Genomic DNA, 17,941 nt, shown 5'->3' on the forward strand with positions numbered 1-17,941 from the left:
GGCGCGGTGGAGCAATGCTCCACCAGCCGGAAAGCACAGTAGCAGGGCCGCCCGAACGGGGGCCCTGCTACAGCCAAACACACGGCACCGACATTGACTCCGGTGGCGGCCCTCAGGCGTTGAAGAAAGCCTTGAGGTCATCCACGCGGTCAAGGCGTTCCCAGGTGAAGTCGGGATCGTCGCGGCCGAAGTGTCCGTGCGCAGCAGTCTTTGCGTAGATGGGCCGCTTGAGGTCCAGCGCATCGATGATCGCACGCGGGCGGAGGTCGAAGATTTCCGAAATAGCCGCGCTGATGCGCTCGGGATCCACCGTTTCCGTGCCAAAGGTCTCGACATACGTGCCCACGGGCCGTGCCTGGCCGATGGCGTAGGCAATCTGGATCTCGGCCCGCTTGGCAAGTCCGGCAGCGACCACGTTCTTGGCCACCCAGCGCATCGCGTAGGCCGCGGAGCGGTCAACCTTGGACGGATCCTTGCCGGAGAAGGCACCGCCGCCGTGGCGCGCCATGCCGCCGTAGGTGTCCACGATGATCTTGCGGCCGGTCAGGCCGGCGTCGCCCACGGGGCCGCCGATCACGAACGCTCCGGCGGGGTTGAGGATGTTGCGGGTACGCGAGATGTCCAGGTTGGCTGCCGCCAGCACCGGGTCAATCACATGCGTGGCAAGGTCGGCGCGCAGCTGCTCGAGGCTGGCGCCCTCCGCGTGCTGGCTGGAGATCACGATGGTTTCGACGGAGACCGGCCGGTCGCGGTCGTAGCCGATCGTGGCCTGGGTCTTGCCGTCCGGGCGGAGGTAGGGAAGCTCACCGTTCTTGCGCACTTCGGTGAGGCGCTCTGAGAGGCGGTGCGCAATCCAGATCGGCACGGGCATGTAGGACGGCGTCTCGTCGCTGGCGTAGCCGAACATGAGGCCCTGGTCGCCGGCGCCTTGGAGGTCGTAGTCGTCTTCCTGGCGGCCTTCGCGGGCTTCCAGGGAGTTGAACACGCCGCCGGCAATGTCGTTGGACTGCTGGCCGATGGAGACGGAGACGCCGCAGCGTGCACCGTCAAACCCGTTGGCCGAGGAGTCGTAGCCGATCCCCAGGATGGTCTCCCGCACGATCTGCGGGATCTCCACGTAGGCGTCTGTGGTGACTTCGCCCGCTACGTGCACCAGTCCGGTGGTGGCCAGCGTCTCCACTGCCACGCGGGACTCAGGGTCCTTCGCCAGCAGGGCATCCAGGATCGCATCGCTGATCTGGTCGCAAATCTTGTCCGGATGGCCTTCAGTCACGGACTCCGACGTGAAGAGACGAAGGGATGGCGGCGTCGCGCCATGGGATGCGGGAATGTGCAGCGGTAAAGTCACTCAACTACCTTACTGGTTGGGAATCGGTCAGGCCTCGGCATGTGTCCCCCTGCTAAGGAGGCCTTGCACACGCCGGCCGTTCAAGCTCGTGGGAATACGCGGCTCAACTCGGAGCTGATGCGGTCAATGACGGCCGCCGCAACTTCGTCCTTCGAGCCGGATGCCGATTGTGGTTCGGAGCCGGTGCGGGAAAGGATGACCACGGAGTTGTTGTCCTGGCCGAACACCAGGCCCTCGCCCACGTGGTTGACCACCAGCAGGTCGCAACCCTTCTTCCGTAGTTTGGCCTCGGCGTGGTCCAGCACGTCCCCCTCGGCGTCGCCGGTTTCCGCGGCAAAACCCACAATCAGCTGACCGGGCCTGCCCGCCGCGCGGACCTCCACGAGTTCGTGCAGGATGTCCGGGTTGCGGAGCAGGTTGATCACTGGATCGGCGGTGTCATCCCGCTTCTTGATCTTGGTGTCCGACACCTCGGCGGGCCGGAAGTCCGCCACGGCGGCAGCCATGATGACGACGTCGGAATCGGCTGCCGCGCGCAGCGCCGCTTCCCGGAGCTGCAGCGCAGTTTCGACCCGGACCACTTCGACGCCGGCGGGAGCCGGTACGTCCATGTGGGCGGCCAGCAGCCGGACGCTCGCGCCCGCGTCGCGGGCTGCCACGGCAAGTGCCACTCCCTGTTTTCCGGACGAGCGGTTGCCGAGGAACCGTACCGGGTCCAGCGGTTCCCGTGTGCCGCCCGCGCTGATGGTGACGGTGCGCCCGGCAAGCGGCAGCTGCCCGGGAACGGCGTTGCCCTGCATCAGGGCCAGCGCGGCGGCAAAGATGGCGTCGGGCTCCGGCAGCCGGCCGGGGCCTGAGTCGGAGCCGGTGAGCCGGCCGCTGGCGGGTTCAAGGACCGTTACGCCCCGGCTGCGCAGCTTTTCCACATTGGCCTGGGTGGCAGCGTGCAGCCACATTTCGGTGTGCATGGCAGGGGCCATCAGCACCGGGCCGCTGGCCATCAGGAGAGTGTTGGTGAGGAGGTCGTTGGCATGGCCGCCGGCGGCACGCGCCAGGAGGTCCGCCGTGGCCGGGGCCACCACGATGAGGTCCGCCTCATGACCCAGGCGTACATGGTTGACCGACGGAACGTCGTCGAAGACGCTGTTGCTGACCGGGTTCCCGGACAGGGCTTCCCAGGTGGCCACGCCAACAAAGCGGTTGGCCGCCTCCGTGGGGATCACCGTGACGTTGTGTCCGGCTTCAGTAAAAAGCCGGAGGAGCGATGCCACCTTGTAGGCGGCAATCCCTCCCCCGACTCCGAGGACTATGCGCACGTGACCTCCGTCAACAGGCAGTCTTTTTGTGTAAGGAGATCTACTCTGCGGGTTCGATCGGCGTGGAAACGAGCTTGCCTTCGTTGATTTCGCGCAGGGCGATGGACAGCGACTTCTCGTTCAGCTTGGTGTCGACCAGCGGGCCAACGTATTCGAACAGGCCCTCGTGCAGCTGGGCGTAGTATGCGTTGATCTGACGTGCACGCTTGGCACCGAAGATCACCAGGCCGTACTTGGAATCAGCTGCCTTCAGCAGCTCGTCGATCGGCGGGTTGATGATGCCTTCAAGGTTCGTGGACACGAATTCTCCAAATTCTAACGGGCCGATCCGACCCTGCGGCTAGTGCGGGTGCGGGGTCAGCCCCATGAGTGAAACAAGCTCGTCCGCTGCGCGTCGAACGTCATCATTGATGACGGTGTGATCGAACTCCGGCTCAGCGGCAAGTTCTAGTTTAGCGGTTTCCAGTCTCTGCTGCTGTTCCTCGGCTGATTCCGTGCCGCGGCCCACCAGGCGGCGGACCATTTCCTCCCAGGTAGGCGGGGCGAGGAACACGAATTGGGCTTCCGGGACGGCCTGCTTGACCTGGCGCGCGCCCTGCAGATCAATCTCCAGCAGCACCGAACGGCCATCGGCGATGGCCGCGTCCACGGTGCTGCGAAGCGTGCCGTACCGGTTGCGGCCGTGGACCACGGCCCATTCGAGCAGTTCGCCGTCGGCCACCAGGGCGTCGAATTCCTCGGCCGACTTGAAAAAGTAGTGAACGCCGTCCTGCTCCCCCGGGCGCGGAGCCCGGGTGGTGGCCGAGACGGAAAGCCAGACTTCGGGATAGTTGTCCCGGATGTAGGTGGACACGGTGCCTTTACCAACAGCCGTCGGGCCGGCGAGGACTGTCAGTCCCGGTTTCTTGCTCACATATTCCTTTGGGCGTTATTCGGATGGACGTGATTCTCGTTCATAAAATCTACCAGCGCCCGGCGCTGGTGAATGCCGAGCCCCCGCAGCCTGCGGGATACGGCAATGCCCAGCTCGTCCATGATGGCAGCGGCCGTGACCCGGCCCACACCGGGGAACGCCTCCAGCATCTCGGAAACCTTCATCCGCGCGATGGCGGAATCACCGTCCCCGGAGGCGAGGAGTTCAGCCACCGTGAGCGTTCCGAGCTTTAGCTGTTCCTTGGCTTCCGCCCGGGCCGCCCGGGCGGCCGCCGCCTTACCCAGCGCTTCCGCGCGTTCCTGGTCTGTCAGGGGCCGCAGGCTCACTCAAGTCACCCCGATATCGTCGGTCGGATCCAAGGCAAAGGTCCCGGGAGTCCTCCGAACCTACCCTTTGCCTGGCGCAGAAATCAATGGACGCGAAAATCGATGGATCAGCTGGTCAGCAGGGGCTCCAAGGTGCGCAGGGCGGCCTCCCGGAGTCCGCCAACGGAGGGCCCTCCGGAGAGGATGTCCCGGCTTGAGGTGCCCAGGACCTGCGAATAGGCGGCACCGAACGTTGCCCGCAGATCCGCGGCCGTGGCGCCCTGGGCGCCGAGCCCCGGCGCGAGGATGATTCCGCGTACCGCCGCCAGGTCCAGTTGCAGGTCCGCCAGCGCTCCACCCACAGTGGCGCCAACCACCAGGCCCACAGAGCCCAGCGCGCCCGTATAGCGGAGATTTTCAGCAGCCGCCGCCTCGGTGATCCGGCGGGCCACGGAATCCGCGCCGCCGACGTGCTGGACGGAGGCACCTTCCGGGTTGGACGTCAGGGCCAGGACAAAGACGCCGCGGCCGTATTCTGCCGCAAGGTCCAGGGCCGGGCGCAGCGACTCGAAGCCCAGGTAGGGGCTCAGGGTCACCGAATCCGCGGCCAGCGAAGAGCCGTCCCGGAGCCAGGCGTCGGCGTAGGCTGCCATGGTGGAGCCGATGTCCCCGCGCTTGGCGTCGGCGATGGTCAGCACGCCCGCATCGGCAGACGCTGCGAGGGTGCGTTCCAGCACGGCCATGCCGGCCGAGCCGTGGCGTTCGTAGAGGGCCACCTGCGGCTTCACGGCGGCAGCGAGCGAACCCACTGCCTCCACGACCGTGAGCGAGAAGCGCTCCAGGCCGGCGGCGTCGTCGTTCAGCCCCCAGGCCTTCAGCAGCGCCGGGTGCGGATCGATCCCCACGCACAGCGGACCGCGGTCCGCCATGGCCCGGCCGAGCCGGGAGCCGAAGGACTCCCGGCCGGCCGTCATTGCTGCCGCTTGCTCAGCCATTCTGCAGGGCCTTCAGGTTCTCAGCGTGCTCCTGCAGGCTGGTCACCGACCATTCGTAGGTGCGCAATGCTTCGATCGCCTGGACGGCCGCGTTGAACTCGGCCACCGTGGTGATGCACGGAATGCCGATGGACGTTGCCGCCGCGCGCAGTTCGTAGCCGTCGATGCGGGCTTCTCCGCCGGACGGCGTGTTGAAGACCATGTCGATCTCGCCGGCGATGATGAGGTCGGCGATGGTGCCTTCCCCTTCGGCGCTGCTGCCTTCGGCGACCTTGCGGACCGGCGTGGCCTGGATGCCGTTGCGGCGCAGGACGTCCGCGGTGCCGCCGGTGGAGACGATCTCGAAGCCGAGGTCGGAGAGGCGCTTGACGCCCATGATGACCGAGCGCTTGTCCCGGTTGGCCACGGAGACGAAGATCTTCCCTTCGGTGGGCAGCGCGTTGTTGGCGGCCGCCTGGCTCTTGGCGAAGGCCGTGTCGAAGTGCTTGTCGATGCCCATGACTTCGCCGGTGGAGCGCATTTCCGGGCCGAGGAGGGAGTCCACAACCTTGCCCTCCGGGGTACGGAAGCGGCTGAAGGGCAGCACGGCTTCCTTGACCGAGACGGGTGCGTCGAACGGCAGGGTGGAGCCGTCACCGGTTTCCGGCAGCATCTTGTAGGCGCTGCGGAGCTGGTTGATGGTCACGCCGGTGCCGATCAGCGCGGCGGCCTTGGCCATCTGCACGCCCGTGGCCTTGGAGACGAAGGGCACCGTGCGAGAGGCCCGCGGGTTGGCTTCGAGGACGTACAGGACGTCGGAGGCCAGGGCGAACTGGATGTTGATGAGGCCGCGGACGCCGACGCCCTCGGCGATGGCCAGGGTGGCGGTGCGTACGCGCTCGATCACGTTGTTGCCGAGCGTGATCGGAGGCAGCACACAGGCGGAGTCGCCGGAGTGGATGCCGGCCTCTTCGATGTGCTCCATGATGCCGCCGAGGTACATTTCGGTTCCGTCGTAGAGGGCGTCGACGTCGATTTCGACGGCGTCTTCCAGGAACCGGTCGATCAGCACCGGGTGTTCGGTGGTGATCTCGGTGGCGTTGGCGATGTAGCGGGAGAGGTTGGGCTCGTCGTAGACGATCTCCATGCCGCGTCCGCCCAGCACGTAGGACGGGCGGACCAGGACCGGGTAGCCGATTTCGTCGGCGATCTTTTTGGCGTCCTCGAAGGACACTGCGGTGCCGTTCTTGGGCGAGATGAGCCCGGCCTCGTCCAGCACGCGGGAGAATGCGCCGCGGTGTTCGGCGAGGTCGATCGCTTCCGGTGACGTGCCGAGGATCGGCACGCCCGCGTCGGCCAGCTGCTGGGCGAGCTTGAGCGGGGTCTGGCCGCCGAGCTGGACGAACACGCCCATGACGCCGCCGGTGCGCTCCTCCGCCGCGATGACTTCAAGGACGTCCTCGAGGGTCAGCGGTTCGAAGTAGAGGCGCGTGGAGACGTCGTAGTCGGTAGAGACGGTTTCCGGGTTGCAGTTGACCATGACGGTCTCGTAGCCGGCTTTGCGGAGCGCCATGGAGGCATGCACGCAGGAGTAGTCGAACTCGATGCCCTGGCCGATGCGGTTGGGGCCCGAACCCAGGATGATGATGGACGGCTTGGAGTGCAGCGCCACCTCGTCCTCCTCGTCGTAGGACGAGTAGTGGTACGGGGTGTAGGCGGCGAACTCGGCGGCGCAGGTGTCCACGGTCTTGTAGACCGGGCGGATGCCCAGCGCCTGGCGGACGCCGCGGACCACGGCCTCCTGGTTGTTGGTGAGGGCGCCGATCTGCTCGTCGGAGAAGCCGTGGCGCTTGGCGCGCTGCAGCATCTCCTGGGTCAGGGCGGTGGACTTGCGGATTTCCTGCGAGATCTCGTTCAGCAGCTGGAGCTGGTCCAGGTACCACGGGTCGATCTTGGTGGCTTCGAAGAGTTGCTCCACCGTGGCGCCGCCCAGCAGGGCGCGCTGCACCTGGTGCAGGCGTTCGGTGGTGGGCCGCTTGGACTTTTCGATCAGCTCCGGGACTTCCCATTCGGGAACGTGGCTGAAGTCCAGCTGCGAGCCCTTCTGCTCGAGGGAGCGGAGCGCCTTCTGCAGTGCCTCGGTGAAGTTGCGGCCCATGGCCATGGCCTCGCCCACCGACTTCATGGTGGTGGTGAGGGTCGGGTCCGCTGCCGGGAACTTCTCAAACGCGAACCGCGGAACCTTGACCACGACGTAGTCGAGCGTCGGTTCGAACGACGCCGGGGTCTTCTGCGTGATGTCGTTCGGGATCTCATCCAGGGTGTAGCCCAGGGACAGTTTGGTGGCGATCTTGGCAATCGCAAACCCCGTGGCCTTCGAGGCCAGCGCCGAGGACCGGGAGACGCGCGGGTTCATTTCGATGACGACGACGCGTCCCGTGTCCGGTTCGACGGCGAACTGGATGTTGCAGCCGCCGGTGTCCACGCCCACTTCACGGATGACCGCGATGGAGATGTCGCGCAGGCGCTGGTATTCGCGGTCCGTGAGGGTCAGGGCGGGAGCCACCGTGATGGAGTCTCCGGTGTGCACGCCCACGGGGTCGAAGTTCTCGATGGAACAGACAACCACCACGTTGTCGTTCTTGTCCCGCATCATCTCGAGCTCGTATTCCTTCCAGCCGAGGATGCTCTCTTCGAGCAGCACCTCGCTGGTGGGGCTGTACTGCAGGCCCTGGCCGACGATCCGGCGGAGGTCGCCCTCGTCGTAGGCCAGGCCGGAGCCAAGGCCGCCCATGGTGAAGGAAGGCCGGACGACCATCGGGTAGCCGAGGTCTTCGGCGGCCTTCAGGGCCTCGTCGATGGTGTGGATGATGTGGCTGCGGGCGGACTCCGCACCGCAGCGTTCCACAACGCCCTTGAACTTTTCGCGGTCTTCGCCGAGTTCGATCGCGGCGATGTTCGCGCCGATCAGTTCCACGTTGTACTTTTCGAGCACGCCGTTCTTGTCCAGCGCGATGGCGGTGTTGAGGGCCGTCTGGCCGCCCAGGGTGGGCAGGACCGCATCCGGCCGTTCCTTGGCGATGATCTTTTCCACCACCTCGGGGGTGATGGGCTCCACGTAGGTGGCATCGGCGAACTCGGGGTCCGTCATGATGGTGGCCGGGTTGGAGTTGACCAGGATAACGCGCAGGCCTTCCTCCTTGAGGACGCGGAGAGCCTGGGTGCCGGAATAGTCGAACTCGGCGGCCTGGCCGATCACGATCGGACCGGAACCGATGACCAGGACGCTCTTAAGGTCAGTTCTCTTGGGCATTACTTCTTGTCCTCAGTCTTGGATTCGGTGGAAGTTTTGGAGTCGGCGGCAGCCTTCTTGGTGTCCGCCATCAGCTCGATGAAGCGGTCAAAAAGGTAGGCGGCATCGTGCGGCCCGGCGGCGGCTTCCGGGTGGTACTGAACCGAGAAGGCGGGGATGTCCAGGCAGGAAAGGCCTTCCACGACGTCGTCGTTGAGGCTCACATGGCTGACCTCGACGCGGCCGAACCGTTCCTCGGGGGCCTGGGTGGCGCCGTCGAGCGGGGCGTCCACGGCAAAGCCGTGGTTCTGCGAGGTGATCTCCACCTTGCCGGTGCGGCGGTCCATCACGGGCTGGTTGATGCCGCGGTGGCCGTAGCGGAGCTTGTACGTGCCGAAGCCGAGGGCCCGGCCCAGGATCTGGTTGCCGAAGCAGATGCCGAAGTACGGAAGTTTCTCGTCCAGCACCGAGCGGAGCAGCTTGACCTGGTTGTCGGCCGTGGCGGGGTCGCCCGGACCGTTGGACATGAAGAATCCGTCCGGGTTGACCGCTTTCACGTCGGCCAGGGTGGCCGTCGCCGGCAGGACATGGACGCGGACGCCGCGCTCGGCGAAGCGGATGGGGGTCATGCGCTTGATGCCGAGGTCGATTGCGGCGATGCTGAAGCGCGGCTCGCCGTCCCAGCCCCAGTCCTTCGGTTCCACGATGTAGGCCTCGTCAACACTGACTTCCTCGGCGAGGCGGGCGCCTTCCATCGGCGCGCTGGCCAGTACGGCGTCGAGCAGTTCTTTGTCCGTGGCCCGGGCCGCGTCGCCGGAGAAGATCCCGGCGCGCATGGTCTTGTGTTCGCGCAGGTGCCGGGTGATGGCCCGGGTGTCGACGCCTTGGATGCCCACAATGCCCTGTTCCACGAGTTCGTCGTCGAGGGACCGCTCGGAGCGCCAGTTGGAGGGCCGGCGCGCAGCGTCGCGGACAATGTAGCCGGCCACCCAGATGCGGCGGGACTCGGCGTCGTCGGCGTTGACGCCGGTGTTGCCGATGTGCGGTGCCGTCTGGACCACCAGCTGACGGGCGTAGGAGGGATCGGTGATGGTCTCCTGGTAGCCGGTCATGCCGGTGGCGAAGACCGCCTCGCCCAGGGCGGTGCCGGTGGCGCCGTAGCTGCTGCCGCGGAAGAAGCGGCCGTCCTCGAGCACCAGCACGGCGGGCGCCGACGTTCCCTGTTCAGGTGCAGTATCTGCGTTTGCTGTTACTTGGGTTTCTGTCACGTTGTTACTTTCCACTATCGGCATCTGCCTGAGGGGCTGCGGAGATCAATTCTTGAAAGGCGTCGAGGATGGCCGGTTTGTCGGCGGCGCGCCGGGTCCGGAATCCGGTGTCCAGTTCACGGCCGCCCAGTGTCCAGCTGAGCACCAGGAGTCCGTCTTTCTCGACGAACTTGCCGGCCATGCCGCTGTCCTGCCGGACTCCGGTGAGCCTGCCGGCCGGGATGAAGACCGGTCCGGCACCTGACCGCTCGAACAGCACGCCTTCGGGGTGGACGGTCAGTTCGGCGTTGGTGCGGATTCCCAGGCCTTGAACGGCAATGCGGTCCAGCCAGTCCCCCGCCGTGGTGGTGGCGACGTACTGGCCGTCGGCCGCGGCAAGCGGCAGGCTCAGTTCCGCCGGCACCGCAGGCAACTGTTCGACGTCGGACTGGCGCCGCAGGCGGCTCCGCCAGCCGGCGCCGATCATGGCCAGCACGAGCGCGATGAGCGGCAGCGTGATGACCAGGGTGAGGGCTTTGTTGTCCATCAGTTGGCGCCCGCCGGACCGGTTGTTTCCGGGTGGGATCCGTGACGGTACGGGGTATTGAGCTCGCCGTTCAGGACGGTGGGATGACCCTTGAAGAACGTCGCCACAACCTTGCCCGGGAGTTCCCTTCCGGCGAACGGAGAGTTACGGCCCATGGTTGCCATCTTAGAAGGGTCCACGGTCCAGCGCGCAGCCGGGTCCACCAGTATGACGTTCGCGGGTTCGCCCACCTCCAGCGGACGTCCCTGGTCCGCCACCCGTCCGATGACGGCGGGAGCGGTGGAGGTGACCCGGGCGAAGTCCTCCCAGCCCATGAGGCCGGTCTCGATCATGGTCGCCTGCACCACGGACAGTGCGGTTTCCAGGCCGGTCATGCCCATGGCCGCCTGCGCCCATTCGCATTCCTTGTGTTCGCTCGGGTGCGGGGCGTGGTCCGTGCCGACGACGTCGATGGTGCCGTCTGCCAGGGCCGCGCGGAGCGCCTGGACGTCGGAGTCCGTGCGCAGCGGCGGGTTCACCTTGTAGACGGGATCGTAGCTGCGGACAAGTTCGTCGGTCAGGAGGAGGTGGTGCGGAGTCACTTCGGCAGTGACGTTGATGCCGCGGGCCTTGGCCCAGCGGATGATCTCGACCGAACCTGCCGTGGAGACGTGGCAGACGTGCAGCCTGGACCCGACGTGCTGGGCCAGCAGGACGTCACGGGCGATGATGCTTTCCTCGGCGACGGCGGGCCAGCCCGTCAGTCCGAGAACTGCCGAGACGTCGCCTTCGTTCATCTGGGCGCCGGCGGTGAGCCGGGGTTCCTGGGCGTGCTGGGCCACCACGCCGTCGAACGCCTTGACGTATTCGAGGGCCCGGCGCATCAGCACGGGGTCGTGGACGCAGATGCCGTCATCGGAGAACACCCGCACCTTGGCGCGGGAATCGGCCATGGCGCCGAGCTCGGCCAGCTGTTCGCCGGCGAGGCCTACGGTGACCGCGCCCACGGGACGGACGTCCACCCAGCCGGCGGCGCGTCCCAGGGTGTGCACCTGTTCCACCACGCCTGCGGTGTCCGCGACGGGGTTGCTGTTGGCCATGGCGTGCACGGCCGTGTAGCCGCCGAGGGCGGCGGCGCGGGTGCCGGTCTCCACCGTTTCGGCGTCTTCCCGTCCGGGTTCGCGGAGGTGCGTGTGGATGTCCACCATGCCGGGCAGTGCCACCAGGCCGGCGGCTTCGATGACGGTGGCGCCGTCAGCCGCGTCGCTGCCGGCCAGGTCGGTGCCGCGTCCGGTGATGATGCCGTCGCGGATCAGGAGGTCCTGGGCTGCGCCGCCGAGAATCGCCGCGCCGCGGATGAGGTATGACCCGGTGCGGGCTGCATCCTGTTGTTCGTGTGCCATCAGTGGCTCTCCTTGGTGGAATGGGCGGCGTTGGAATATGCGGTGCTGGAAGAGGCTGTGCCGGAAGAGGCGGTGGCTGCCGCTTCCCGGGTGTCCCCGGACAGCAGCAGGTACAGGGCGGCCATCCGGACGGATACGCCGTTGCGGACCTGTGCCAGCACGGTGGAACGGGGAGAGTCCGCGGCGGCGGACGATATTTCAAGGCCCCGGTTCATGGGGCCGGGGTGCATGATGATGGTGTCCTTCAGTCCCAGGGTGTCCAGGGCCCGGAGGCGGTTGTCGTCGAAGCCCCAGCGGCGGGAGTATTCACGCGTTGTGGGGAAGAACGAGGCGTTCATCCGTTCGCCCTGGACGCGCAGCATCATCACGGCGTCCACGCCCTTCGCCAGGGTTTCGTCCATGTCGTAGCTGACGCTGCAGGGCCACTGTCCGACGCCGATGGGCAGCAGCGTGGGCGGCGCCACCAGCGTGACTTCCGCGCCGAGCGTGCGGAGCAGCCAGACGTTCGACCGGGCCACCCGGGAGTGCAGGACATCACCGGCGATGGCCACCCGCATGCCCTTCAGGTCAGCCCCGGCGGACGGCGTCCCGTGGAGCTGCGCCCAGTGCCGCCGCATGGTGAAGGCATCCAGCAGCGCCTGGGTGGGGTGTTCGTGGGTGCCGTCACCGGCGTTGATGACGGCGGCGTCGATCCAGTCCGTGGCGGCCAGCCGGTGCGGCGCACCGGAGGCCCAGTGGCGGATGACGACGGCGTCTGCCCCCATGGCGGCCAGCGTCTGCGCCGTGTCTTTGAGGGATTCGCCCTTGGAGACGGAGGATCCCTTGGCAGCAAAGTTGATGACGTCCGCCGACAGCCGCTTCGCGGCGGCCTCGAAGGAGATGCGCGTGCGGGTGGAGTCCTCGAAGAACAGGTTCACCACGGTGCGGCCCCGCAGGGCCGGGAGCTTCTTGACCTCGCGTTCCCCCACCGCGGCCATCTCCTCGGCCGTGTCGAGGATGCGGATGGCGTTGGCCAGGCTGAGGTCTTCGGTGGAAAGCAGGTGCTTCATGCGCCTGCCTCGATGACCACTTCGTTGACCGGTGTGCCGTCAACGGAATCGGTCTCTTCAAGCCGGACCCGGACTTTTTCGGAGGAGGACGTGGGGAGGTTCTTTCCGACGTGGTCGGCCCGGATCGGAAGTTCACGGTGTCCGCGGTCGATCATGACCGCGAGCCGGACGATGCGCGGGCGGCCCAGGTCGACGATGGCATCCAGTGCCGCGCGGATGGTCCGGCCGGAGTAGAGGACGTCATCGATCAGCACGACGACCTTGTTGTCGATGCCGGTTCGGGGCAGTTGCGTGGGATAGGGCGGCCGCGTGGGCTGGTGGGAGAGGTCGTCCCGGAACATGGTGACGTCCAGCTGGCCCACGATGGCGGCGGCATCCACGGTGGGATCGGCGGCGGCGATTTTCTTGGCCAGGCGCACGGCCAGCGGATAGCCGCGGCGCGGAATGCCCAGCAGCACCAGATCCTGGGAACCCTTGTTGGCCTCGAGGATCTCATGGGCGATACGAGTGAGTGCACGGTCAATGTCCGCAGAGTTGAGTACAACCCTGGCCGGAACCGGTGCTTCTGTGACTGATGTCAACGCTCGTCTCCCCTTTCCCCGCCTCACGGGACGGAATTAAAAAAGGAACATTTGCCCTTCAAAATTACCACACGCGCCATCCCGGCCCGGCTGCCCGCCGGGCGCGCGGAGAGCGTTTAACATCACATCCGCCGGCCGGTGAGGCTGCCCGGGGCTGGTCGCCGGCACGGTGTTGCCTATGGTTGCCTCCAGTCCGCCGCCGCCGCACCAAAGCCGGCCTTGGATGCGGCGGTTGGCGGGACATAGGCTCAATCTCATGACATCGAACGCGCCTTGGCCGCAGCACGATCCGTCCGGCGGCCGTGGAAACGGGCAGCAGCCCCCATGGCCCGGGCGGGACCTGCCGCAGCAGACCAACCCCACCTGGATGGGCCAGGTCCGTCCCGACCTCTACCGTGCGGCACCCGCGAACAACAACGCGCCTGCGGTGACCACTGTCATGCCGCCGGCCGCCGTGCGCAAACGTTCGAGTGCGGGGGTGGCAGGCCTTGTGGGCGGCGGCGGTTTCCTGGCCTTCGCAAGCCTCTTCCTGGTCCTCCCGTACCTGGTGGGCAACACCGGCGTCACCGGGTTCGTAATCGGCTTCATCGCCTCCCTGATTCCACTGGGCGCCGTTCTTCTGGCCGTCTACCTTATTGACCGCTGGGAACCCGAGCCGAAACGCCTGCTGCTGTTCGCCTTCCTCTGGGGCGCAGTGGTGTCCATTTCCGTCACGTTGCTGATCCAGCCGTTCTTTGCACTGGCCGCGGCGCCGCCCGCCGGCATGGACTACAGGACGTTTGCCGTCACGGTCCAGGCCCCGGTGGTGGAGGAATTCGCGAAGTCCCTGGGCCTGCTTCTGCTCCTGCTGCTGGCGCGGAAGCACTTCGACGGACCAGTGGACGGTGTGGTGTTCGCTTTCACGATCGCCGGCGGCTTTGCCTTCACTGAAAACATCCTCTATTTCGGCCGGGCCATCGCCGAGTCCAGCACTCCGGGCGCGGACCTCGCGGTTGTCTTCTTCCTGCGGGGCGTGATGTCCCCCTTCGCCCACGCCATCTTTACCGGGACCACGGGGCTGATCCTCGGCTTTGCGGCGCGCCGCTGGCACACCGGGATGTCTGTCGTGGCGTTCTTCGCCGGCCTGGTCCCGGCCATGTTGCTGCACAGCATGTGGAACAGCATGGGCCAGGACTTCCTGCTGCAGTACATCGTGGTCCAGGTGCCCATCTTCGTCCTGGCCGTCATCGTGATAGTCCTGCTGCGCGTGGCGGAGAACCGGCTGACGCGCCAGCGGCTCCTGGAATATGCGGCCGCGGGGTGGTTCACGCCGCCGGAAGTGGACATGCTCGCGACCGCCGGCGGCCGCCGTGCAGCGGTCCGCTGGGCGAAGCAGTTCGGCCGGGGGCAACAGATGAAGGCCTTCCTGCACGCGGCCACGCAGCTTGCCTTCATCCGGCAGCGGATCCTCAGCGGCCGGGACGTTCCCGCACACCAGCTCGACGAGCACCGCCAGCTCGCGGAAATCTCGGCGCGGCGGGACGCCGTGCTTCGCTGAGCGGTCGCCAGCTGGGCGGAAACAGGCTGGGCGGAAACGAAAAAGACCGGCCCCCGCCTTTTGGCGGGGACCGGTCCTTTCCATTGGTGACACGCTGCGGTTACGACCGCAGCCAGGCACCGGGCGACTACGCCAGCAGCGAAGGCTTCAGCTGCTGCAGCCGGCCCAGGAGGCCGTTGATGAACGACGGCGACTCGTCCGTGGACAGCGTCTTGGCCAGGGCCACAGCTTCACTGACAGCCACGCCGTCGGGAACGTCGTCGTTATAGAGCAGTTCCCACGTACCGATGCGCAGGATGATGCGGTCCACGGACGGCATGCGTTCCAGCGTCCAGCCCTGGGAGTAGGTCTCCAGGAATTCGTCGATGGCGGTCTGGTGGGAGACCACGCCTTCAACGATTTCAAGGGTGTAGGGGTTGACGATCTGGTCGGTTATTTCACGCCGCGACCGCAGCACATCAAAAGCCGAGAGGGAGCGCTGCTCCGCCTCGAAAAGAACATCCAGGGCCCGGTTACGGGCCTTACCGCGGGCGCTCACTAGTCGTTGACCCGGCCGAGGTAGCTGCCGTCGCGGGTGTCGACCTTGACCTTGGTGTTGTTCTCAACGAACAGCGGCACCTGGATCTCGTAGCCGGTCTCGAGGGTGGCGGGCTTGGTGCCGGCCGAGGAGCGGTCGCCCTGCAGGCCCGGCTCGGTGTAGGTGATTTCGAGAACGACGCTCGGCGGCAGTTCGATGTAGAGCGGGGTGCCTTCGTGGATGGCAATGTTCACCATCTGGTTCTCGAGCATGAAGTTGGTGGCGTCGCCAACGGTCTCGGCGGACACGGTGAGCTGGTCGAAGTCCGAGGTGTCCATGAACACGAAGTCGGCGCCGTCCTGGTACAGGTACTGGTAGTCGCGGCGGTCAACCGTGGCAGTCTCGATCTTGAGGCCGGCGTTGAAGGTCTTGTCGACCACCTTGCCCGACATGACGTTGCGCATCTTGGTGCGGACGAACGCGCCGCCCTTGCCCGGCTTGACGTGCTGGAACTCGATGATGTTCCAGAGCTGGCCCTCAAGCTTCAGCACGGTTCCGTTCTTGATGTCGTTTGTGGTTGCCACTGGTATCCTCTGGTTTGTATCTGACCGCTTCAAGCCGCCAGCCGGTTATGTCACGCAGGCACGCCAAAAGGCTGCCAGCGAGTGTTTGTCAAAAATCCAAGAACCATTCTACCGGTAATGCGGGCGGGCTGCTGCGAGGGCCCCTAGGACGACATTTCCAGGACGTTCCGCGCCCGTTGCAGTGCGACGGTGGATGAGTAGATCAGCGCTGCATCGGCAGATCCCGCGACGCGCAGGTCAAGGGCCTTGGCGAACTCGTCGACGGCCGCTGCGGTGTTGCCGCCGGCATAGTAGGCCCGCCCCAGGTGCTGGTGCGCCAGGGCCTCCAGCTCGGTTCCCTGGACTTCGCCCAAGAGCTGGCGGAAAAGGTCCACAGCCCGGTCAAAACGCTTGGACACGCGAAGGACTTCGGCTTCAAACGTGCGCAGCCTGAAGGATTCGGGGTCGTTGTAGCGTGCCTCGGCGAGGAGCTCCGCGGCGTCTGCGGCATGGCCTTCCGCGAGCAGGACCATGATGCGGTCCGCCGGGTCGGTCGATGCCTGCAGCGCCAGGTTACATACTTCTTCGTTGACAATTCCCGGCATCAGCGTGTCCGGGTTGATTTTGATACCCGGGAACCCCGCATCCGGCCACTCGCTCGTGCCGCCCATGGAATCAATCATGACGTCGGTCGTCATCAAGAGGCAATCTCCTGGTAGGCGGCAAACAGCAGGGACGTGTCCGGAACGTCGAGGATTCCGGGCCGCGCAACGCCGTCGAGGACGACGAACCGCAGCAGGTCGCCACGGGACTTCTTGTCCCGGCGCATGCCGTCCAACAGCCCCTGCCACCGGTCGCGGCGGTAGGTGATCGGCAGTCCGAGAGATTCCAGGATGGCGCGGTGACGGTCGGCATCAGCGTCGCTGAGGCGTCCCACACTGCGGGCGAGTTCAGCGGCGAACATCATGCCCACAGACACGGCAGCGCCGTGCCGCCACGAGTACCGTTCCACGAGCTCGATCGCGTGTCCGAGCGTGTGCCCGTAGTTGAGGAACTCCCGCCGGCCGGTCTCCTTCAGATCCTCCGACACCACTTCGGCTTTGACTGCGATGGCCCGTTCGATCAGCTCGCGGAGGATCGCCGACTGCGGATCGGTGACGGCGGACGGGTCCTTTTCCACCAGGTCCAGGATGGCGGGGTCTGCGATGAAGCCGCATTTGATGACCTCGGCCATCCCCGAAATCAGCTCGTTCCTGGGCAGCGTGCTGAGGGTGTCAAGGTCGGCGAGTACGGCCGCGGGCGGGTGGAATGCGCCCACCAGGTTTTTGCCCTCGGCCGTGTTGATGCCGGTCTTGCCGCCAACGGCTGCGTCCACCATGCCAAGCAGGCTGGTGGGCATGTGGATGACCTTGACCCCGCGGAGCCAGGTCGCGGCCACGAACCCGGCGAGGTCCGTGACTGCGCCGCCGCCGACAGCCACCACGGCGTCGGAGCGGGTGAAGTCGTTCTGTCCGAGGACCTGCCAGCAGAAGGCGGCCACCTGGATGTGCTTGCCCTCTTCGGCGTCCGGGATTTCGGCTGTCAGCGCGGTGAATCCGGCCGAGGCCAGTTCGTCGCGGACGGTATCCCCGGTGAGCCGCAGGGCCCGCGGGTGGATGACCAGGACGCGTTTGACCCGCTCCCCCAGCAGCTCCGGAAGGCGTTCGAGCAGGCCGCGGCCCACAACGACGTCGTAGTTGTCAGCGGCAGACTTGCCAGTGACTTTGATGACGGTTGATTCGCTACTCACTTTTCAACTTCCTTTGTTGCGGCCACTGGCTCCGCCGCCGCGGTCTGTGCCGCCGCGTACTCACGCAGCGCCTCTTCCAGCCGATGCCCGAGATCCGCGACAGTTCCGTGGCGGACATCGAAAACGAGATCGGCAAGCCGTTCGTACACGGGCTGCCGGGTGGCAAACAGTGCACGCCAGCGGCCCATGGCGTCACCTGCCAGGAGCGGCCGGCCCGAATTCCGGGCAATCCGCTCGGAAACCGTGTCGGCGTCGCATTCGAGGTACACCACGGTGCAGCGGCGGAGCAGCTGCTGGGTGCCGGAGTCAAGCACGGCTCCCCCGCCGAGCGAAATGACAGTGGCGGCGTTCCCGGCGTCTTCGATGACCCGCGCCACGGTCCGGGCTTCGATCTCCCGGAACGCGGTCTCGCCGCGGGCGGCGAAGATGTCCGCGATGGTGCCGTGGTTTTCCACGATGACGACGTCGGTGTCGACGAACGCCGCACCGAGCTGCTGCGCAAGCTGGTGGCCGATCGCCGACTTTCCCACCGCCATGGGTCCGATGAGGGCGATGGGCCG

Annotated in this window: 18 protein-coding genes; 1 reads left to right on the forward strand and 17 read right to left on the reverse strand. The window is 66.5% G+C overall.

The window, feature by feature from the left end:
• Positions 1-112: 112 nt before the first annotated feature.
• From metK to pyrR, 12 genes are all read right to left on the reverse strand, one after another.
• Positions 113-1,348 carry a methionine adenosyltransferase gene (gene metK / locus ASF98_RS15095; protein ID WP_028269131.1) on the reverse strand — a complete coding sequence of 412 codons (1,236 nt, stop codon included), beginning with the start codon at positions 1,346-1,348 and terminating at the stop codon, positions 113-115.
• Positions 1,349-1,428: 80 nt separating this feature from the next.
• Positions 1,429-2,664, reverse strand: coding sequence for a bifunctional phosphopantothenoylcysteine decarboxylase/phosphopantothenate--cysteine ligase CoaBC (gene coaBC / locus ASF98_RS15100; protein ID WP_055803232.1), 1,236 nt, complete (start codon positions 2,662-2,664; stop codon positions 1,429-1,431).
• 40 nt (positions 2,665-2,704) lie between these two features.
• The gene (gene rpoZ, locus ASF98_RS15105) at positions 2,705-2,965 is read right to left on the reverse strand and encodes a DNA-directed RNA polymerase subunit omega (protein WP_011692102.1); all 261 of its coding nucleotides are present in this window, start codon (positions 2,963-2,965) and stop codon (positions 2,705-2,707) included.
• Positions 2,966-3,004: 39 nt separating this feature from the next.
• Positions 3,005-3,577 carry a guanylate kinase gene (gene gmk / locus ASF98_RS15110; protein WP_028269129.1) on the reverse strand — a complete coding sequence of 191 codons (573 nt, stop codon included), beginning with the start codon at positions 3,575-3,577 and terminating at the stop codon, positions 3,005-3,007.
• Positions 3,574-3,924, reverse strand: coding sequence for an integration host factor, actinobacterial type (gene mihF / locus ASF98_RS15115; RefSeq protein WP_055803235.1), 351 nt, complete (start codon positions 3,922-3,924; stop codon positions 3,574-3,576). Before mihF ends, gmk begins: the two co-directional genes overlap by 4 nt.
• 107 nt (positions 3,925-4,031) lie before the next feature.
• Positions 4,032-4,898, reverse strand: coding sequence for an orotidine-5'-phosphate decarboxylase (gene pyrF / locus ASF98_RS15120; protein ID WP_055803237.1), 867 nt, complete (start codon positions 4,896-4,898; stop codon positions 4,032-4,034).
• Positions 4,891-8,190, reverse strand: coding sequence for a carbamoyl-phosphate synthase large subunit (gene carB, locus ASF98_RS15125; RefSeq protein WP_028269126.1), 3,300 nt, complete (start codon positions 8,188-8,190; stop codon positions 4,891-4,893). The genes pyrF and carB overlap by 8 nt, the downstream gene beginning before the upstream one ends.
• Positions 8,190-9,461 carry a glutamine-hydrolyzing carbamoyl-phosphate synthase small subunit gene (gene carA, locus ASF98_RS15130; RefSeq protein WP_055803240.1) on the reverse strand — a complete coding sequence of 424 codons (1,272 nt, stop codon included), beginning with the start codon at positions 9,459-9,461 and terminating at the stop codon, positions 8,190-8,192. The genes carB and carA overlap by 1 nt, the downstream gene beginning before the upstream one ends.
• Positions 9,442-9,963 (reverse strand): PH-like domain-containing protein, encoded by a 522-nt coding sequence (locus ASF98_RS15135; RefSeq protein WP_028269124.1) that lies wholly within the window; start codon positions 9,961-9,963, stop codon positions 9,442-9,444. The genes carA and ASF98_RS15135 overlap by 20 nt, the downstream gene beginning before the upstream one ends.
• Positions 9,963-11,345: a dihydroorotase gene (locus ASF98_RS15140; RefSeq protein WP_055803241.1), complete on the reverse strand. Its 1,383-nt coding sequence runs from the start codon at positions 11,343-11,345 to the stop codon at positions 9,963-9,965. Before ASF98_RS15140 ends, ASF98_RS15135 begins: the two co-directional genes overlap by 1 nt.
• Positions 11,345-12,394: an aspartate carbamoyltransferase catalytic subunit gene (locus ASF98_RS15145; protein WP_055803244.1), complete on the reverse strand. Its 1,050-nt coding sequence runs from the start codon at positions 12,392-12,394 to the stop codon at positions 11,345-11,347. The genes ASF98_RS15140 and ASF98_RS15145 overlap by 1 nt, the downstream gene beginning before the upstream one ends.
• Positions 12,391-12,975, reverse strand: a complete 585-nt coding sequence (pyrR, locus tag ASF98_RS15150) for a bifunctional pyr operon transcriptional regulator/uracil phosphoribosyltransferase PyrR (protein ID WP_028269121.1) — start codon at positions 12,973-12,975, stop codon at positions 12,391-12,393. Before pyrR ends, ASF98_RS15145 begins: the two co-directional genes overlap by 4 nt.
• Before the next feature lie 256 nt (positions 12,976-13,231).
• Between pyrR and ASF98_RS15155 the strand changes: the two genes are divergently transcribed.
• The gene (locus ASF98_RS15155; protein ID WP_055803248.1) at positions 13,232-14,512 is read left to right on the forward strand and encodes a PrsW family intramembrane metalloprotease; all 1,281 of its coding nucleotides are present in this window, start codon (positions 13,232-13,234) and stop codon (positions 14,510-14,512) included.
• Between the two features lie 127 nt (positions 14,513-14,639).
• Here the strand turns inward: ASF98_RS15155 and nusB are convergent, their stop codons facing one another.
• The 5 genes from nusB to ASF98_RS15180 form a co-directional block, all read right to left on the reverse strand.
• Positions 14,640-15,050 (reverse strand): transcription antitermination factor NusB, encoded by a 411-nt coding sequence (gene nusB / locus ASF98_RS15160; RefSeq protein WP_028269119.1) that lies wholly within the window; start codon positions 15,048-15,050, stop codon positions 14,640-14,642.
• On the reverse strand, positions 15,050-15,613 hold the full coding sequence (gene efp / locus ASF98_RS15165) for an elongation factor P (protein WP_028269118.1): 564 nt from the start codon (positions 15,611-15,613) through the stop codon (positions 15,050-15,052). Before efp ends, nusB begins: the two co-directional genes overlap by 1 nt.
• A 143-nt stretch (positions 15,614-15,756) precedes the next feature.
• Positions 15,757-16,275: a tetratricopeptide repeat protein gene (locus tag ASF98_RS15170; RefSeq protein WP_028269117.1), complete on the reverse strand. Its 519-nt coding sequence runs from the start codon at positions 16,273-16,275 to the stop codon at positions 15,757-15,759.
• 14 nt (positions 16,276-16,289) lie between these two features.
• Positions 16,290-17,381, reverse strand: coding sequence for a 3-dehydroquinate synthase (aroB, locus tag ASF98_RS15175; RefSeq protein WP_055803251.1), 1,092 nt, complete (start codon positions 17,379-17,381; stop codon positions 16,290-16,292).
• Entirely contained in the window at positions 17,378-17,917 is a 540-nt protein-coding gene (locus tag ASF98_RS15180; RefSeq protein WP_055803709.1) for a shikimate kinase, read from the reverse strand. The genes aroB and ASF98_RS15180 overlap by 4 nt, the downstream gene beginning before the upstream one ends.
• Between the last annotated feature and the right edge of the window lie 24 nt (positions 17,918-17,941).

The sequence above is a fragment of the Arthrobacter sp. Leaf337 genome (assembly GCF_001423745.1).
Lineage (GTDB): Bacteria > Actinomycetota > Actinomycetes > Actinomycetales > Micrococcaceae > Arthrobacter.

What these genes read in the sequence shown, in the direction of transcription:
- pyrF (WP_055803237.1), bottom strand. Translation starts at nt 4,898, where the DNA reads ATGGCTGAGCAAGCGGCAGCAATGACGGCCGGCCGGGAGTCCTTCGGC.
- carB (WP_028269126.1), bottom strand. Translation starts at nt 8,190, where the DNA reads ATGCCCAAGAGAACTGACCTTAAGAGCGTCCTGGTCATCGGTTCCGGT.
- carA (WP_055803240.1), bottom strand. Translation starts at nt 9,461, where the DNA reads ATGCCGATAGTGGAAAGTAACAACGTGACAGAAACCCAAGTAACAGCA.
- ASF98_RS15135 (WP_028269124.1), bottom strand. Translation starts at nt 9,963, where the DNA reads ATGGACAACAAAGCCCTCACCCTGGTCATCACGCTGCCGCTCATCGCG.
- ASF98_RS15140 (WP_055803241.1), bottom strand. Translation starts at nt 11,345, where the DNA reads ATGGCACACGAACAACAGGATGCAGCCCGCACCGGGTCATACCTCATC.
- ASF98_RS15145 (WP_055803244.1), bottom strand. Translation starts at nt 12,394, where the DNA reads ATGAAGCACCTGCTTTCCACCGAAGACCTCAGCCTGGCCAACGCCATC.
- ASF98_RS15155 (WP_055803248.1), top strand. Translation starts at nt 13,232, where the DNA reads ATGACATCGAACGCGCCTTGGCCGCAGCACGATCCGTCCGGCGGCCGT.
- ASF98_RS15170 (WP_028269117.1), bottom strand. Translation starts at nt 16,275, where the DNA reads ATGATTGATTCCATGGGCGGCACGAGCGAGTGGCCGGATGCGGGGTTC.
- ASF98_RS15180 (WP_055803709.1), bottom strand. Translation starts at nt 17,917, where the DNA reads ATGGCGGTGGGAAAGTCGGCGATCGGCCACCAGCTTGCGCAGCAGCTC.